Source organism: Peribacillus deserti, from assembly GCF_016909175.1.
In the GTDB taxonomy this organism is placed as follows: Bacteria; Bacillota; Bacilli; order Bacillales; family DSM-1321; genus Paraperibacillus; species Paraperibacillus deserti.
The window spans coordinates 45,473-62,366 of the sequence record NZ_JAFBFI010000009.1 but is presented as its reverse complement, the minus strand read 5'-3'; the positions used below and the strand labels follow the sequence as shown (position 1 = coordinate 62,366).

Annotated in this window: 19 protein-coding genes; 13 read left to right on the top strand and 6 right to left on the bottom strand. The window is 40.6% G+C overall.

The window, feature by feature from the left end:
* Positions 1-82 precede the first annotated feature (82 nt).
* The 6 genes from tpx to JOC77_RS11125 all read left to right on the top strand — a co-directional run bounded on the left by tpx (position 83) and on the right by JOC77_RS11125 (position 6,009).
* Positions 83-583 (top strand): thiol peroxidase, encoded by a 501-nt coding sequence (tpx, locus tag JOC77_RS11150; protein ID WP_204543216.1) that lies wholly within the window; start codon positions 83-85, stop codon positions 581-583.
* Positions 584-885: 302 nt separating this feature from the next.
* Positions 886-1,857, top strand: a complete 972-nt coding sequence (locus JOC77_RS11145) for a nuclease-related domain-containing protein (protein WP_204543214.1) — start codon at positions 886-888, stop codon at positions 1,855-1,857.
* A gap of 263 nt (positions 1,858-2,120) precedes the next feature.
* Positions 2,121-3,116, top strand: coding sequence for a class I SAM-dependent methyltransferase (locus tag JOC77_RS11140; RefSeq protein ID WP_204543212.1), 996 nt, complete (start codon positions 2,121-2,123; stop codon positions 3,114-3,116).
* Between the two features lie 255 nt (positions 3,117-3,371).
* Complete coding sequence (locus JOC77_RS11135; RefSeq protein ID WP_204543210.1) at positions 3,372-4,562, top strand: acetate kinase; 1,191 nt, start codon at positions 3,372-3,374, stop codon at positions 4,560-4,562.
* A gap of 107 nt (positions 4,563-4,669) precedes the next feature.
* The gene (locus tag JOC77_RS11130; protein WP_204543208.1) at positions 4,670-5,506 is read left to right on the top strand and encodes an EcsC family protein; all 837 of its coding nucleotides are present in this window, start codon (positions 4,670-4,672) and stop codon (positions 5,504-5,506) included.
* Positions 5,503-6,009, top strand: a complete 507-nt coding sequence (locus JOC77_RS11125; RefSeq protein WP_204543206.1) for a MogA/MoaB family molybdenum cofactor biosynthesis protein — start codon at positions 5,503-5,505, stop codon at positions 6,007-6,009. Before JOC77_RS11130 ends, JOC77_RS11125 begins: the two co-directional genes overlap by 4 nt.
* A 59-nt stretch (positions 6,010-6,068) precedes the next feature.
* Here JOC77_RS11125 and JOC77_RS11120 read toward each other — a convergent pair whose 3' ends face one another.
* Positions 6,069-6,380 carry a hypothetical protein gene (locus tag JOC77_RS11120; RefSeq protein WP_204543204.1) on the bottom strand — a complete coding sequence of 104 codons (312 nt, stop codon included), beginning with the start codon at positions 6,378-6,380 and terminating at the stop codon, positions 6,069-6,071.
* Positions 6,381-6,577: 197 nt separating this feature from the next.
* On the opposite strand from JOC77_RS11120, the gene JOC77_RS11115 reads away from it, so the two are divergent.
* Together JOC77_RS11115 and argH are read left to right on the top strand one after the other, a co-directional pair.
* The gene (locus JOC77_RS11115; protein ID WP_204543202.1) at positions 6,578-7,783 is read left to right on the top strand and encodes an argininosuccinate synthase; all 1,206 of its coding nucleotides are present in this window, start codon (positions 6,578-6,580) and stop codon (positions 7,781-7,783) included.
* On the top strand, positions 7,780-9,177 hold the full coding sequence (gene argH, locus JOC77_RS11110) for an argininosuccinate lyase (protein ID WP_204543200.1): 1,398 nt from the start codon (positions 7,780-7,782) through the stop codon (positions 9,175-9,177). Before JOC77_RS11115 ends, argH begins: the two co-directional genes overlap by 4 nt.
* A gap of 43 nt (positions 9,178-9,220) precedes the next feature.
* Here argH and JOC77_RS11105 read toward each other — a convergent pair whose 3' ends face one another.
* On the bottom strand, positions 9,221-9,670 hold the full coding sequence (locus tag JOC77_RS11105; RefSeq protein WP_204543198.1) for a universal stress protein: 450 nt from the start codon (positions 9,668-9,670) through the stop codon (positions 9,221-9,223).
* Positions 9,671-9,810: 140 nt separating this feature from the next.
* Here JOC77_RS11105 and JOC77_RS11100 point away from each other — a divergent pair, with 140 nt between their 5' ends.
* Positions 9,811-9,948: a hypothetical protein gene (locus JOC77_RS11100; protein ID WP_204543196.1), complete on the top strand. Its 138-nt coding sequence runs from the start codon at positions 9,811-9,813 to the stop codon at positions 9,946-9,948.
* Positions 9,949-9,997: 49 nt separating this feature from the next.
* Here the strand turns inward: JOC77_RS11100 and JOC77_RS11095 are convergent, their stop codons facing one another.
* Positions 9,998-11,095, bottom strand: a complete 1,098-nt coding sequence (locus JOC77_RS11095; protein WP_204543194.1) for a M24 family metallopeptidase — start codon at positions 11,093-11,095, stop codon at positions 9,998-10,000.
* 187 nt (positions 11,096-11,282) lie between these two features.
* On the opposite strand from JOC77_RS11095, the gene JOC77_RS11090 reads away from it, so the two are divergent.
* The 3 genes from JOC77_RS11090 (at position 11,283) to JOC77_RS11080 (ending at position 13,717) form a co-directional block, all read left to right on the top strand.
* Positions 11,283-11,963: a metal-dependent hydrolase gene (locus tag JOC77_RS11090; RefSeq protein ID WP_204543192.1), complete on the top strand. Its 681-nt coding sequence runs from the start codon at positions 11,283-11,285 to the stop codon at positions 11,961-11,963.
* Between the two features lie 129 nt (positions 11,964-12,092).
* Positions 12,093-12,329: a hypothetical protein gene (locus tag JOC77_RS11085; protein ID WP_204543190.1), complete on the top strand. Its 237-nt coding sequence runs from the start codon at positions 12,093-12,095 to the stop codon at positions 12,327-12,329.
* 68 nt (positions 12,330-12,397) lie between these two features.
* Positions 12,398-13,717 carry a CBS domain-containing protein gene (locus JOC77_RS11080; RefSeq protein ID WP_204543188.1) on the top strand — a complete coding sequence of 440 codons (1,320 nt, stop codon included), beginning with the start codon at positions 12,398-12,400 and terminating at the stop codon, positions 13,715-13,717.
* 103 nt (positions 13,718-13,820) lie between these two features.
* Here JOC77_RS11080 and JOC77_RS11075 read toward each other — a convergent pair whose 3' ends face one another.
* On the bottom strand, positions 13,821-14,126 hold the full coding sequence (locus tag JOC77_RS11075; protein ID WP_204543186.1) for a YtpI family protein: 306 nt from the start codon (positions 14,124-14,126) through the stop codon (positions 13,821-13,823).
* 361 nt (positions 14,127-14,487) lie between these two features.
* Between JOC77_RS11075 and JOC77_RS11070 the strand changes: the two genes are divergently transcribed.
* Positions 14,488-15,432, top strand: a complete 945-nt coding sequence (locus JOC77_RS11070; RefSeq protein WP_204543184.1) for a DHH family phosphoesterase — start codon at positions 14,488-14,490, stop codon at positions 15,430-15,432.
* Positions 15,433-15,961: 529 nt separating this feature from the next.
* Here the strand turns inward: JOC77_RS11070 and ytrI are convergent.
* Together ytrI and ytrH are read right to left on the bottom strand one after the other, a co-directional pair.
* Positions 15,962-16,468 carry a sporulation membrane protein YtrI gene (ytrI, locus tag JOC77_RS11065; RefSeq protein WP_204543182.1) on the bottom strand — a complete coding sequence of 169 codons (507 nt, stop codon included), beginning with the start codon at positions 16,466-16,468 and terminating at the stop codon, positions 15,962-15,964.
* On the bottom strand, positions 16,465-16,800 hold the full coding sequence (ytrH, locus tag JOC77_RS11060) for a sporulation membrane protein YtrH (protein ID WP_204543175.1): 336 nt from the start codon (positions 16,798-16,800) through the stop codon (positions 16,465-16,467). Before ytrH ends, ytrI begins: the two co-directional genes overlap by 4 nt.
* Between the last annotated feature and the right edge of the window lie 94 nt (positions 16,801-16,894).

Below are 16,894 nucleotides of genomic sequence, written 5' to 3'. Positions count from 1 at the left end.
ATTAATTGCATATTTTTGGGGGAAGGAATATGATTACACTGTACAATACATACAGTTTTAAAAGGAAAAAGGAGGAATTATAATGGCGGCTATTACGTTTAAAGGAAATCCGGTAACTCTGCTTGGAAATGAAGTGAAAGTTGGGGATAAGGCTCCAAACTTTACAGTATTAGCAAACGATTTATCAGAAGTATCTCTAGAGGATTCTAAAGGTTCAGTTCGTCTAATCAGTGTAGTTCCTTCAATAGATACGGGTGTTTGTGATGCGCAGACACGCCGCTTTAACGAAGAAGCTTCAAACCTCGGAAATGTAAAGATCTTAACGATAAGCGTAGATCTGCCATTCGCTCAAAAACGCTGGTGCGGAGCTAATGGTATTGAAAACGTCCAAACTTTATCCGATCACCGCGACTTATCTTTCGGAGAAGCTTTTGGTGTAGCCATTCAAGAATTAAGACTTCTGGCCCGCGCCGTATTTGTAGTGAACAGCAGCGATGAAGTTATCTATGCCGAATATGTAAGCGAAGCAACTGATCACCCTGACTACGAATCAGCTATTGAAGCTGTTAAGGCAGCTAAATAAATATGTGGTTCATGGCCTGAGTTCTGTTTTTGGGACTTGGGCTTTTTTTATCTGGACAGCATTCCTTATAGGTTAATTTAAACATAAAAAGGCAAGATCCTCATAAATTTTAAATCTCGCACTTAAAATTCATTTCTCACTCTTAAATTTCAAACTTCACTCTTATATTTTGATTCTCGCTCTTAATTTCTTTTGAAAGTCCTTTTTTGTAGAAAACGCCGCTATAATTTCATCTAATATAGCAGGATTCTTATACCTCAGCATAGAATTTCTAATTAAAACAGTAGGGAGTTGATAAATTTTTGATAAAAAAACAAAGACAAACACCGCTGATTATTCCAAAACTCGAGGTATTATTACGGAGGCTTCCTAAGCACCACCTAAAACGGGCGGATATTAAGAAGGATTTAGCTAAGTGGGTTGCGGGTTATAAAGGGGAAGAGTCTTTAAACTTTCACTTGGAGCAATTGAACCCTCTAAAGTACCTCATTTTACATGATCTCCGTCTTCCTCACGGTAAATACCATTTCCAAATTGATACTCTCCTCATTACTTCCCGGTATCTCCTAATTGTTGAAGTAAAAAATATATCAGGAACACTCTATTTTGATAAAACTACTCAGCAGATGATTAGAACGAAAAATGAACAAGAAGATGGCTTCCAAGACCCTATTACACAGGCAAAAAAACTTCGTACTAAATTAAAGTCATTTTTAGCAGGATTTAATATTCCAGAATTGCCAATTGAGTATTTAATTATTATAAGTAATTCCTCTACCGTCCTTAAGTTCAGTGATAACCATCCTGAATTAGTAACTAGAATAACTCATGCAGCAAATCTGGAGGATAAAATAACTTATCTGGAACGTAATCATCAGGCAGATATATTAGGACAGAAAACCATCCAAAAGCTTATTAGAGTATTGATAAAAAATCACAACCCATTACAAACTGATGTGATGAATCTTTATTCGATTGAAAAATCTAGTATCCTTACCGGTGTGTATTGCTCTGTTTGCTCTTTTTTACCTATGAAGAGGATTACAGCAAATTGGCATTGTCCGAATTGTGGTCATAAATGTAATGATGCCCATATAGAAGCTCTGAACGATTATTCCTTATTATTTGGAAATGTGATTAGTAATTCACAATGTCGTTCTTTTTTACATGTTGAAACCAGATTTGTAGCATATCAGCTATTACATAATCTTGGTCTAAGTTCAACTGGCAGCAAAAAAGGAACCACCTATATCCTCCCCCCGCCATCCTGCTAAATGAGAGATAAAGTTAGCAGTTACCTATGAACATAACCAAAAGTGACCCTGGTACTAATTACACGTGGTTTTACAGCAACAGCACCCCGCCGCTAAAAATCCGCGGCCCTCTACTAAATATTCTCTTGCCTTTAACTTCATACATTGTCCGCAACCACAACATTTAACCTTACCATCCCCAGCCTGCCAAAATCCTCAAACTTGTATCCTTATCCCTAACAAGCTAAAATTATAATGAACCATAGTCCGGGAGGAAGAATCTCTTGAATAGTATATCGAAGGTAGAGAAGTTATTTAATCTTTTTAATGAAACAGCTGTGATTCTGCAGGAAGAGCTGCCAAGCTCATATCTGGAAGCTCTTGCAGAAACAGGCGAGAATATATTCCACGGAGATGTTTTACAGGATGAGCTTAGTGAAATGACGAAGAAGCGGCTGTTGAAGCAGTACAATTCGCTGCAGCTCAAATCTTATTCACACGAGGATGTTAGAAAAGGGTTTCAGCTTGCCATTTTGAAAGGGATGCAGGAGAATGTGCAGCCTAATCATCAGATGACTCCTGATGCAGTCGGAATGTTTGTGAGTTATATCATGGATAAGTTCATGGAGGGCAAAAAGCATTATACGCTGCTGGATCCTGTAGTAGGAACAGGTAATCTGCTGTTCACTATTTTAAATAATCAGGCTCACAGGAATATTGACTCATTTGGGGTAGATATTGATGATTTGCTTATAAGGCTTGCTTATGTGGGGGCTAACCTGCAGGAGCAGTCTGTTCAGCTTTATAACCAGGACAGTCTAGAACCGCTGCTTATTGATCCTGTTGATGCAGTGGTATGTGATTTGCCTGTGGGGTATTATCCAAACGATGTCAGGGCTGCTGAATATGAGTTGAAATCGGATAAAGGTCATTCATATGCCCACCATCTACTAATTGAAAAGAGCATGAACCATGTGAAAAAGGGCGGATTTTTATTTCTGGTTATTCCTAACTCATTATTTGAAACTGAGGAAGCGCCGAAACTCAATGCTTTTATTACGGAACAGGCTTACATTCAAGGTTTAATCCAGCTTCCTCAATCCATGTTTAAAAGTAAAGCCGCTGCCAAGAGCATTTTTGTTCTCCAAAAGAAGGCTGAAGGTGTAACGGCTCCAAAGAACGCTTTGCTTGCTGAACTTCCAAAATTTTCGAATGTGGATGCTATGCAGTCGATGATGAAGAATATTAACTCATGGTTTACTGAACAAAAATCGAAATAAATGTGAAGCCCTATCAGTTCTAGATAGGGCTTTTTTATTTATTTCCTGCCGCTTAGACTCCCGAATACTCAGAATATAATTACTTTTTATATGAAAACGTTGCCAACCTTGAAAAGATGCTAGTACAGTGCTTAAATTGGGTATGGTAAGGGAAATAAGAACTTTCCCTGTGAAAAAATCTCGGATTAATCCAAGTGTCTTTACCCATTCTATTGAATAGAGAACTTATTTTTTATATCTGAAGGAGCGTTATACATGTCTAAAATTATGGCGATCAATGCCGGAAGCTCTTCCTTAAAATTTCAGTTGTTTGAAATGCCGAGTGAAGAAGTTATTACAAAAGGGCTTGTTGAACGAATTGGTTTAAATGATGCCGTTTTCACTATAAGCGTCAACGGAGAAAAGATAACAGAAACAACTGAAATTCCTAACCATGATGTAGCGGTTAGAATTTTATTAGAAAAATTAATCAAGCATGAAATCATTAAGTCGTATGATGAAATTACGGGTGTCGGCCATCGTGTAGTACACGGCGGAGAAGCCTTCAATGACTCAGCTTTGATTGATGACTCAGTTATGGACAAAATTCTTGAACTTTCTGATCTTGCTCCATTGCATAACCCTGCAAATCTTACAGGGATAAAAGCATTCCAGCAGATTCTGCCTAACATTCCAGCAGTAGCTGTATTCGATACAGCTTTCCATCAGACCATGCCTGAGAGTTCTTTCTTATATAGTTTGCCGTATGAGTATTATAAAGATTATGGAATCCGGAAATATGGCTTTCATGGAACTTCTCACAAGTATGTGTCAGAACGTGCAGCGGCAATGCTTGGACGTCCGGTGGAACAATTGCGTCTTCTTTCCTGCCACCTTGGGAATGGGGCAAGTATCGCGGCCATTCAGGGCGGCAAGTCTATTGATACTTCAATGGGCTTCACTCCGCTTGCAGGTGTGACAATGGGGACTCGTTCCGGTAACATTGACCCGGCTTTGATTCCATATATCATGGAAAAAACGAACAAAACAGCTGAAGAGGTTCTTGATGTATTGAACAAAAAGAGCGGTATGCTGGCTGTTTCCGGTTTCTCAAGCGACCTTCGCGACATTACTGAGGCTGCTAATGAAGGAAACGAGCGTGCAGAATTAGCACTGGAAGTCTTTGCGAATCGAATTCATAAGTATATTGGTTCATATGCTGCGCGCATGTATGGAGTCGACGCCATTATCTTTACTGCAGGGATCGGCGAAAATAGTGAAGCGGTCCGTGCGAGAGTTATGAAAGGCCTTGAATTCATGGGCGTTTATTTTGACCCGGCTCTTAATAAAACACATGGTGAAGAAGCATTCATCAGCTATCCGCATTCTCCAGTAAAAGTTATGGTTATACCAACGAACGAGGAAGTAATGATTGCCCGTGATGTAACTCGTTTAGCAAATCTTTAAGGTTCTTTCTCCCCTATTTTGGGGAGTTTTTTTTTGTCTCGATACGGGGTTTTATCCTTCCTATGCTATACTAAATAATAATAATTCTTCGTTTAGGAGGAGTTCCGATGGCATTAACTGAACGTGAAATAAAAGTGTGGGATGAGATAGCCGATTGGGAGGATAAATTGTATCAATATGAGCCAGGGCATTTTGAGGCTCTGTATGATAAGTGGATTGAGCAGGCATTTTCTTTGCTGCCGGAATCGATTAGAGAACAGGTTTTTTCTAAAGTGGATAACTGGCTCTTTCATTTGAACGCTTTTGTCCAGGGATCTCAGCTGCAGATGGAAGCAAGAGAAAGTATATTGACATCGGCCAGAATATTTAACCCTGACATAAGTACTCTTAACGATTTAAAAGGTTTGAGTATTGATCAGCTGATTTATATGGCTGATACTCAGATTGCGCGCCACCGATTATATTCTGTCACTCAGGGAGGCCTGACAGGAACAGGGGATACTCTTCTGCTGGGAAGTGACCTTCCGGCAATCACACTTATTAACTTGAGGCTGGTTCAGCTTATCTCTATGACCTATGGCAATGAAGTAAATACTCCTTTTGAGCTAATGCTGACACTTAAGGCTTTCCATGCCGGAATGATGCCTAAGAGAATGCAAAAGCATGTCTGGGAAGAAATGCTTCAAGATATGGAAACGAGTGATACCTTTTTTTATCAGGGACGTGACGAATTAACGAATGCATCCTGGCTGGAGCAGCCTATAAGGCAGATTCTAAAAGCACTTTCTATTTCAATGTTCCGTAAAAGGTTGATTAAAGGGCTGCCCTTGGTCAGCATCGCCATCGGAGGAACAGCTAATTATAGGATAACTAGAAATGTGTCGGAATTTTCTCACCGTTTTTATCAATACCGCCATTTATCAGAGAAAAGAGGCGTAAGATGAGCCATATTTTACATAAGAAAGAAGCACCGCAAAGTGTTTCTTGCAAAGTGATAACTGTGAGTGATACTAGAACAAAGGAAAATGATAAAAGCGGACAAACGATGATTGAACTATTAACTTCATCCGGCCATAAAGCAGACCAGTATGAAATCGTCACAGATGAGAAGGACCAGATCCATGACGCCATCGTACGCGGATTAGAGATGGAAAGTATAGACGCCATCCTGATAAATGGCGGCACCGGAATGGCCAAAAGGGATGTAACCATTGAAACCGTAGAGGAAATGGTCGAAAAAGAAATGCCTGGGTTTGGAGAAATTTTTCGGATGCTCAGTTATCAGGAGGATATAGGTTCTTCCGCTATCCTATCCAGGGCCGCTGCGGGAATTGCTCATAATAAAGTGATTTTCGCTGCTCCAGGAAGCACCGGTGCTGTCCGGCTAGCCATGAATAAGCTGATTCTGCCGGAACTCGGCCATATTATTCGTGAGCTAAGGAAATAAGAGAAAGGCAGTCCAGATCAGGGACTGCCTTTTTTTGCATAAGATATGCAGCCTTATGCTTAATGATGCAGCTTTGCAGCCCATGCATCAGCTCTGTAACACAGCCATAGATTATTAATAATAGAGGCGAGTTCTGAAATCTCTGTATTTAACCTGCAGGAAATTTCAAAATCTGGTTCTCTCGATAGCTGTTCTTGTTTTACATGTATCTGCATTTCTATTTCCTTTATCCTGTCGGGAACAGCTCCTTTGATAAGTTCCCACTGAAAAAGAAGATCCTCCATCTCCTCCCGGCTGCAGGTCTCCCTAGCTTTCTGAGGGTCAGGTATACGGATGCCAAGTCTCGAATCAAAAATAAAGCTATTCTTCACTGATACGCCCCCTTTAATACATTCTTTATTAAATACTGCACTCCTTTTTAAATTCCTTCACAACGGCCTATAAAAAATCATATAAAAATAAGTGATATGCATTGCCAAAATCGAAAAAAGCTGATAAAGTGATTACTATTAAAATGTATAAAAATAAATGTTATTGAATGTTTATTCATTTGAGGAGGAAAATATATATGTCTAAAGATAAAATTGTATTGGCTTATTCAGGAGGATTAGATACTTCTGTTGCGATAAAATGGCTTCAAGAACAAGGGTTTGATGTGATAGCATGCTGTCTTGATGTTGGCGAAGGAAAAGACCTTGAATTTGTAAAAACTAAAGCACTGCAGGTTGGAGCAGTTAAGTCATATGTGATTGACGCTAAAGAAGAGTTTGCAAACGAATATGCCCTGGCAGCACTCCAGGCTCATACTCTATATGAAGGTAAATATCCGCTGGTGTCTGCATTATCACGCCCGCTTATCGCCAAAAAATTGGTTGAAGTCGCAGAAGCGGAAAACGCAGTGGCTGTTGCGCATGGATGTACGGGTAAAGGAAATGATCAAGTACGTTTTGAAGTTTCCATACAGGCGCTGAATCCTAATTTAAAGGTTATTGCTCCCGTACGTGAATGGCGCTGGTCCCGTGAAGAAGAGATTAATTATGCCATCCAAAACAATATTCCGATTCCAGTTAATTTGGATAGTCCGTTTTCGATTGACCAAAATTTATGGGGCAGAAGCAATGAGTGCGGAGTGCTGGAAGATCCGTGGGCAGCGCCGCCAGAAGAAGCATATGATCTTACAGCGAGCCTGGAAAATGCACCTGATGCACCTGACTTTGTTGAGATCGACTTTGTAAATGGTGTTCCAGTGAAGCTTAATGGTGTGTCATACACCGTAGCGAACCTCATTCTTGAGTTAAATAAATTGGCAGGCAAGCATGGGGTGGGCAGAATCGACCATGTAGAAAATAGATTAGTAGGAATTAAATCACGTGAGGTATATGAATGTCCTGCAGCACTGACTCTTATTAAAGCGCATAAGGAATTGGAGGATATTACTCTAGTAAAAGAGGTAGCCCATTTTAAACCAGTCATCGAGAAAAAATTAACTGAGCTGATTTATGAAGGATTATGGTTCTCACCATTAAAAGATGCATTAATGGCCTTTCTTCAGCAAACTCAGAAAACAGTTACCGGAACAGTGCGTGTAAAATTATTTAAAGGCCACGCAATTGTGGAAGGACGTAAATCCGAGTTTTCTCTTTATAATGAAAAACTTGCGACTTATACATCAGAAGATGAATTTGATCATGCGGCAGCTGTAGGTTTCATTTCTTTATGGGGGCTTCCGACAAAGGTGAACAGCATAGTCAATCAAAAGAAGGTGACCGTGTGAAGAAACTCTGGACCGGAAGATTTACTAAATCAGCTGAAGAGTGGGTAGATGAATTCGGCGCCTCCATCGAGTTCGACCAAGAGCTGGTTTTAGAAGATATTCAGGGAAGTCTGGCACATGTCCAGATGCTGGTGAAATGCGGAATCATTCCTGCTGAGGAAGGAATCAAGATCAAATCAGGATTAGAAAAGCTGCAAAGCAAGGCGATAGACAGTGAGCTGGCTTACTCAGTAAAAATGGAAGATATCCATTTAAATTTAGAGAGCATGCTGATTGATGAAGTCGGTTCTGCAGGAGGAAAAGTCCATACAGGACGGAGCCGGAATGATCAGGTAGCAACGGATATGCATCTGTATCTATTGAAGCATGCGAAAAACATTATTCATCTAATCACAGAATTTCAGGAAGCGATTGTTCATCAGGCAGAAATGCACGTGGAAACCATTATTCCTGGATATACCCACTTGCAAAGAGCACAGCCGATTTCGTTCGGGCATCATTTAATGGCCTATTTTTGGATGCTTGAAAGAGATAAACAAAGGTACACCGAAAGTCTAAAACGAATCAGTGTTTCACCGCTTGGAGCAGGCGCTCTTGCCGGAACCACTTTTCCAATTGACCGTGAGTATACGGCTTCGCTTTTAGGGTTCGATACGATATACGAAAACAGTCTGGATGCGGTGAGTGACAGAGATTTTATCATAGAATTCCTAAGTAACAGCAGTGCTCTAATGATGCATTTATCGCGTTTGAGCGAAGAAATTATCTTATGGTCGAGCCAGGAATTTCAGTTTATTGAATTAGACGATGCCTTTTCGACGGGAAGCAGCATAATGCCCCAAAAGAAAAATCCGGATATGGCTGAGCTGATCCGCGGCAAAACAGGCAGAGTTTATGGGAATTTAATAGGAATCCTTACCGTGATGAAAGGTCTTCCGCTGGCATACAACAAAGATATGCAGGAAGATAAAGAGGGGATGTTTGATACGGTGAAAACTGTATCAGGTTCCCTTAAGATTTTTTCCGGTATGATTGCAACGATGAAAGTAAATAAAGAAACGATGAGAAAGGCGACTGAGCAGGATTTTTCAAATGCTACTGAGCTAGCGGATTATCTTGCTTCAAAAGGCGTTCCCTTTAGAGAAGCTCATGAGGTAGTAGGAAAGCTTGTCCTTTATTGTATAGAAAAAGGCTGTTTCCTGAAGGATTTATCTATGAAAGAACTCAAGTCCTCGTCTGGCTTGTTTGAACAAGATATTTATTCTGTACTCAGTCCGGCAGAAGCGGTGAAACGCAGGAATAGTGCAGGAGGAACAGGCTTTGAACAGGTCAAAGCTGCAGTCGAAAAAGCTAAAGATATTCTGTCTGCAAATAAAGAGCCGCAAATCTTATAGAAAAAAGGCCTGCTTCCATAAAAGAAGCGGGCCTTTTGAATGTTTAGTCATGTAAATGAGTTCTAACTACTAACACGTCGCAGGGGGCGTAGCGGGTAATATGTTCAGAGACACTTCCAATAAAGAATCGTTCAACCATATTTAAACCAGTTGCTCCGCAAATAATTAGATCCACTCCATATTCTAAAGCCATTTCCCTAGGTATTTTAACCTTAGGTGATCCATAATCAATCGCAAGTATAACGGAAGGGACGCCGGCTTCCACTGCTTCCTGTCTGTACTTATCCATAAATTTATTTACATAGCTTTCCGCTTGTTCCGATATGGTTGTGTCATACACTTCTACAGTAGGAAAAGAACGATTGTCAATAATGTGTGCAAGTATTAACTGGGATTGATTCCTTTTTGCAATATCAATGGCTTTCTTAAATGACCAATCAGCTTCTTTTGAACCGTCCAAGGCCACTAAAATTTTATTATACATAAGCGCCATAGTATTGTCCTCCCTTGTTAGGAATGAATGATAGATATCGCTATATTGGACTCTGCCCGCTGTAGCTTTATTATACAATAATTCCCTAGTAAATACCGAGGCCATTTCGTTAAGAATAAGCTGAAAAGGAGGGTGAGGATATGAGCCGGGACACAATTCAGCAGTCTTTTATATTTGAGGAAGACGGGATCAGACAGGTAACTGACCAAATTACGGATGCTTACGAAAGCGGTTATCATAGCAAAGAAACACAGAGAGAAGACGGATTTGAAATATAAGTTGATAAAAGGCTGACTCGTTAATTTTCTAAGAGCCAGCCTTTTTTTATTATCTTACATATTGCAGAGTTTTTGGGAATCGGGTTAACACTTCATAGCCATTTTCGGTTACAAGGATATCATCTTCAATCCTTACTCCAGCAACACCAGGAACATAAATTCCCGGTTCAATCGTAAAGACCATGCCAGGCTTTAGCACAAGGCTGTTAGTTTCTGTAAGCGATGGATACTCGTGGACACTTATGCCTAATCCGTGTCCCAGCCTATGCGGGAAGTACTCTCCATATCCATGATTGCGAATGATATTTCTAGCCGTTAAATCAAGTTCGGCACATGTTGCACCAGGTCTGCAGGCTTCTACAGCAGCGAGCTCTGCTTTAAGTACTGTTTCGTATATATCTCTTTGTTTTTCTGAAATATCACCAAATGCTACGGTTCTCGTAATATCTGAACAATATCCCTGATAGACGACACCAAGATCAAATAAAACTAAATCGCCTTTTTGGATTTTTGTTTGCCCCGGAGTGCCATGCGGAGAAGCACCGTTTGCCCCAGTTAACACCATAGTGGAAAAGGCCATTTCATTGATACCCGCTTTTTTTAGCTCGAATTCGATTGCCGCAAGCACGTCTAATTCGGTTTTACCCTCAGCAATTTCATTCACTCCGATTTCAACAGCAAAGTCCGCAAGCCTTACTGCTTCCCGAATCACTTCTAATTCCTTTTCGTCCTTCACCATACGAAGTTCACGCAGCTTTTCTTCTGCTGAAATAAGCTGAGGCTCTGAGAACAGCTCCTGAACCTGTTCATAACGTTCAACATTCATATGCTCTTTTTCTATGGCCATAGAGTTCACGGAAACATCTCTTTTTTCAACAGCTTTTCGGATCATGTCCCATGGATTTTCAATATCCGTATAACCGATAATTTCGTAATTCCAGCCGGAATTGCTAGCATCTTCCTTCTCCATCAAAGGGCAGACTAAAAAGGGTTCAGAATCTGGGAATATTCCAAGTGCAAGCAATCGTTCATGCGGATTGCTGCGGAATCCGCTTAAGTAAAACACATTATCTGAAGAAGTAATAAAACCAAAAGGAATATCCTTTGATTTTAACCACTCCTGAAATTTATCAATTCTCTTGCTCATTTGTATGTACCTCCTTCAAGAATAAAAACAATAACTTATATGTAAAAACACAGTGGAAAAAGTTTGCTTTCATTATGAGAGTAACAGTCCTAATTTAGAATGTAAACTGTTAGACAATGGTAAAATGGGGGTATACGTAAAAGGATTACAGCGTATGTTTCTTTTTACAAAGAAAGGGGATGTAATAATGAAAGTATCTTTTCATGGTCACTCCGTAGTTAAGGTTGAAACGAAAGGAAAAACCATTCTGTTTGATCCATTTATTACAGGCAATGGGCAAACCGATCTTAAGGTGGAGGATGTTAAGCCGGATGTGATTATTTTAACACATGGTCATGGCGATCATCTGGGAGATACGGTCCAGCTTGCAAAAGAACATGATTCATTAGTGATTGCAAACGCTGAATTAAGTACATATTTAAGCTGGCAGGGTGTAAGGACCCATGGAATGTCCATTGGGGGAGCTTATGAATTTGATTTTGGCAGGGTAAAACTCACTCAAGCGTTTCACGGCACTGGATTTACCACTGAAAATAAAGAAATCATTTACTTGGGTATGCCAGCAGGAGTCTTATTGATGGCTGAGGGGAAAACGGTATTCCATGCTGGTGATACAGGGTTATTTGGAGATTTGAAATTAATTGGAGAAAGGCACCCGATTGATCTGGCATTTCTTCCGATTGGGGATAATTATACAATGGGACCTGAAGATGCAGCTTTGGCGGCGAAGTTTCTTCAAGCAAAACAGGTGGTTCCGATGCATTTTAACACGTTCCCGCAGATTGAACAGGATCCACATAGATTTATCGATCTGCTTGAAGGGCAAAATGGCAAAGTGCTGCAGCCTGGAGAGAGTATTGAATTATAAGGTGTACGGGAGTGCCAATTAGAAGGCACTCTTTTTTTTACCCTGAGATCCTGGGTCAATTTTTCTGGGTGCCGTGCATATATTAAATGTATATAGCTTGTCATAACTTTTGAGAGAAGAGGGCTTAAGATGAAACAAAGATATCTGCTTTGTTTATTGCTGTGCGGAGTTATGCTTTATTATCAAGTGCCGAGACTTGCTTTAAATGGAGAGGGCCTGATAAGTGTCTACAGCGGAATGTGGCTTATTCTCGCTTTATGTGCAGCGGCTGGGAATTTATCAGGAATCCTTTACTCACCTAAGAAAAGAAAAACAGCTGCAGGAAAAAAAGGCCAAAGCTACAAAAGAATGCACGATTATCAATAGGTTAATTGAATAGAAGGACTTTTCATTCTATAATGGGTGTTAATAAGTACCTAAAAAGGGTGAAAAGGTTGGCAACAAAACACGAGCAAATTCTTAAATATATCGATGATCTCCCAGTTGGAGATAAAATATCGGTGAGACAGATTGCCAAAGCACTGGGAGTAAGTGAAGGAACCGCTTACCGGGCTATTAAAGACGCAGAAAATAAGGGCTACGTTAGTACAATAGAACGTGTCGGAACCATTCGAATCGAACGTAAAAAGAAAGAGAATATAGAAAAGCTGACGTTTGCGGAAGTCGTTAATATAGTAGACGGACAGGTGCTTGGAGGAAAAGACGGCCTCCACAAAACGCTTAATAAATTTGTTATTGGAGCTATGAAAATAGATGCAATGATGAAATATACGGGTGCAGGCAACCTATTAATCGTAGGAAATAGGGTAAATGCTCAGGAGCTGGCGTTAAAAGCTGGGGCAGCCGTATTAATTACAGGCGGATTTGATACAGAGGACCATGTTAAAAAATTGGCAGACGAACTGGAGCTGCCCATCATTCTAAGCAGCTATGATTCCTTCACCGTAGCTACTATGATTAACAGAGCAATCTATGATCAGCTTATAAAAAAGGAAATCCTCCTGGTAGAAGATATCCTGACTTCTCTGGCCGACACGGCCTACCTTTCCTTAGAAGATTCCGTCAGCAAATGGCATGAACTGAATAAAAGTACGAACCATAGCCGTTTTCCTGTGGTTGATTCCTCTTTTAAAGTTCAAGGGATGGTTACCTCAAAGGATATTATCGGAGTCGAACTGCATGTTCCGATTGACAAGGTAATGACGAAAACTCCCATGTCTGTTGGAGGGAAGACCAGCGTGGCTTCCAGTGCCCATATGATGGTATGGGAAGGAATAGAATTGCTTCCGGTAGTAGATGAAAATCAGGTGCTGCTCGGAATTATCAGCAGACAGGATGTATTAAAGGCACTGCAAATGATTCAAAGGCAGCCTCAGGTCGGCGAAACGATTGATGACGTGATCACAAGCCAGCTAGTTTCTGCAGGAAATCGTGTAAAGGGAGAAGACATCTATCGGTGTGAAGTAACACCGCAGATGACGAATTATCTTGGCACCATTTCCTATGGAGTTTTTACTGCACTAGTCACAGAGGCAGCCAACCGAACGATGCGTGCTTTTAAAAGAGGAGACCTTGTCGTTGAAAATATGACGATCTATTTTATCAAGCCTGTACAAATGGACAGCATGATTGAAATCCATCCACGGGTTCTTGAAATTGGAAGAAAATTTGGAAAGATTGATATTGAGGTATATAATGAAGGTAGATTAGTTGGCAAAGCGATGATGATGTGCCAATTGTTTGACCGGACATAAGTACTTATCAAAAAAGGCCGCAGCAGAGGCGGCCTTTTCTTGTATTAATTATTCTATTGCTGGATGTACTGCCGATAAAGAAAACGAGCTGCAAGAAATCGGCTTAATTTTTATAGCCTTCCTCTGCTTCTTTAATTACATAAGGCAGATAATGTTTATAGGATTTATAACCGGCCCAGACGTTGATTACTCCGAGCAGAATAAATACCCCGGCAACAATGTAAGTAACAGTCCCTGTGTATAAAAAGAGCTGGTTTATGCCAAACAGCACAACGAAAAGTCCAAGAGCCATTGATGACTTAGTAGCTGTCCATTTTTTCTCGGCAGGCTTTTGCGTGCGTACATATTTAATTTTGAAGTAGAGATAGAAAGAAAAGGTAATAACAATTAGTACAACTAATACAGGCAATGTGCACTCCTCCAATGTGAAAGTAGTCCCATTCATTTTACCTGTAAAAGGCCTCAAATTCTAGCATATATGATGCTTGTTGCTTAAATTGACATATTTGAATATAAGCCTATGTTAAAGTTTATTGCTGAATTTGGAACTATGTTGATCTTCACTGCAGGCGCGAGAAGCTCGAAAATGCGTTTGCATTTCCTTCGTGCGTTGAGAATTTGAGGATGGTAATTCCTGACAATAATTGGGTCAAGGGACACCCCGCAGGCGTAAACGAGAGAGGTGGCTCCCGGACCGCCCGCGTAAAAACAAGTGCCTTTCGTTAAAATCAACAAACTAGCAACAGAGCTGAAAATAAAGGAGATTGTAAATGAAAGCTGAAATATTAGAAACCATTAAATCATATAACACCATTATCCTTCATAGGCATGTTCGGCCAGACCCGGATGCGTATGGATCACAATGCGGTCTTGCAGAAATTTTAAGAACATCCTTTCCGGAAAAAAAGGTTTATACAGTTGGCAAAGAAGAAGAGTCCCTTTCATATTTAGCTGGATTGGACCAAGTCTCTGATGAAACGTATACTAACGCCCTCGTAATTGTATGCGATACAGCAAACGAAGCCAGAATCTGTGATAACCGCTATACACTCGGAGCCAAAATCATTAAAATAGACCATCATCCTAATGAAGATCGTTATGGCGACATGCTTTGGGTGGATACGAACGCAAGCTCCTGCAGTGAAATGATCTATGAGTTTTATTTATTTGGAAAAGATAAAGGATTAAAGCTTTCAGAGAAAGGCGCTCGGCTTCTTTTTGCGGGTATTGTTGGAGATACTGGGAGATTTCTATATCCAAGCACATCCGATAAAACCTTCAGTTATGTAAGTGAACTGATCACCTATAATTTTAATAGAACCGAATTGTTTAACGATATGTATGATGTTCCGGAAAATGTCGTACGACTTCAAGGATATGTTCTGCAGCATTTTGAACTCAGTCCTGAGGGAGTGGGGAAGCTTGTAATCAAGAAGGATATTTTAGATCAATTCCAGGTAAAGGTCTCAGAGGCATCACAGCTGGTAAGTTCGCTAGGCGGTGTAAAGAATTTGAAAGCATGGGCCTTCTTTATTGAAGAAGAGGACAATATCCGCGTAAGGCTCCGCTCAAAAGGTCCGGTCATTAACGGTATCGCTAAGAAATACAACGGGGGCGGTCATCCGCTGGCCTCCGGAGCATCCATCCATTCCTGGGATGAGGTAGACTTAGTGGTCAGCGATTTAATTGCAGTCTGCAAAGAATACACGGACTAACAGGTAAGGCACCCGGCCATTGCATGCGGGTGCCTGTGTTATGATAAGTGGGCTGTGTCAGCCTGCAGCAGTTTTTCAGGCAGCATGAATCATTTCAACCTATACGAAAAAATGACACCACAAAAAGAAACTAAGGGCATCATATACGAAAATAATTGCGGCGTCCCGCGAAATAAGCAACCCGTTCTGTGAAATAATTAACACCGCCCCTATTTTAACCCTGAAATAAATGAGATGCTGGTAAACTAGTGGCAAAAGCAAAGGTTATGAGCGATAGCAGGCTATTTTCGCGCACTGTTCTAGCAAATATAAAACCGATCTCTATCAAATAATTTCACCGCTGGATGTTTGACTTAATCGAATTACTACTATCAGCATAGGATATGAAGTGCCAGCAAGCTTACTCTCCTGAATAAATTGAATATGACCCTCTATTCCCATTACCTCCAGGTGAAAATGATCCTGCTAATCTGAATTCTTACTTGCAGCACCTCACTCTCAACTCCAAGCATAAGGCTTCTGTCTTGTTCTATTTTACCTGTTTCAATTTAACCTCTAATTTGAGGGTCGTATAGTACAGGACTTCCGAGACTTCAAGCATGTATTTCTTTTTGTTAATTTCTAAAACTTTATTTTCTATTGATTTTTTTAGAAGAGACCTGGCTTCATAGACGGTTTCTAAATCCTTGGATAAGAGGGTGGAGTTCAGGTCGTCCTGGATTTTTTCTACGGCTTCCGCTACCCCCAGGCGGTCGAGCTTATAAAGGTTAAAATTGGTGACGGTTACCTTTACTTCCTGTATGGTAAGCCGCTCCAGATTTTTGTCATTAAGTTTGTTATAGTCTTCTTCCCAAAGGGCATTTTCTTCCTCTAAATCCTTGATATATTCGCCCTGTTTATGGAGCTTCTGGATAAGCTTTTCCTGCATGATGCTGTGCATATAAAAGAAGATGAGCCAGCTGATGATACCGCCTGCGGCTGCTCCGGCAAAGAAACGCTGCCAGAGGGGAAATTTGAAATATGGGGGTATTCTCATTGTGATATATTCTGCTGCGTCAGCCAGTTTATGACGGAGGCTCCGGTCTGAGCGCCGGCTAGGGCGGAAAGAATGAGCAGAATTTGTTTGACAATATCCTTTGTCTCGCCGTGAAATATCCCGCGTTCAAAGGAATAGACAGTATCGAAAGTTCCCCCGATAGCTGCAATAATAGCCCATATTCTTAAAGAATCTGCCAGTCTATAGACAACGGTCAGGGGAGGCTGTTCCGTAAAAAAAGCGCCCAGCCCCCCAATTAAAGCTCCCCCAAGCAAAACGCCGAGAGAAATAAAGTAACTGTTAACAAATGCGGGAAAAAAAGCTTCTTTCATAGTGATCAGCCCTTAAGTTTAATATGGTTACTACTTATATATGGACAATCCTGCTAAGTTATGTTGGAAAGAAATAATTCAGCTTGAGAGCGAT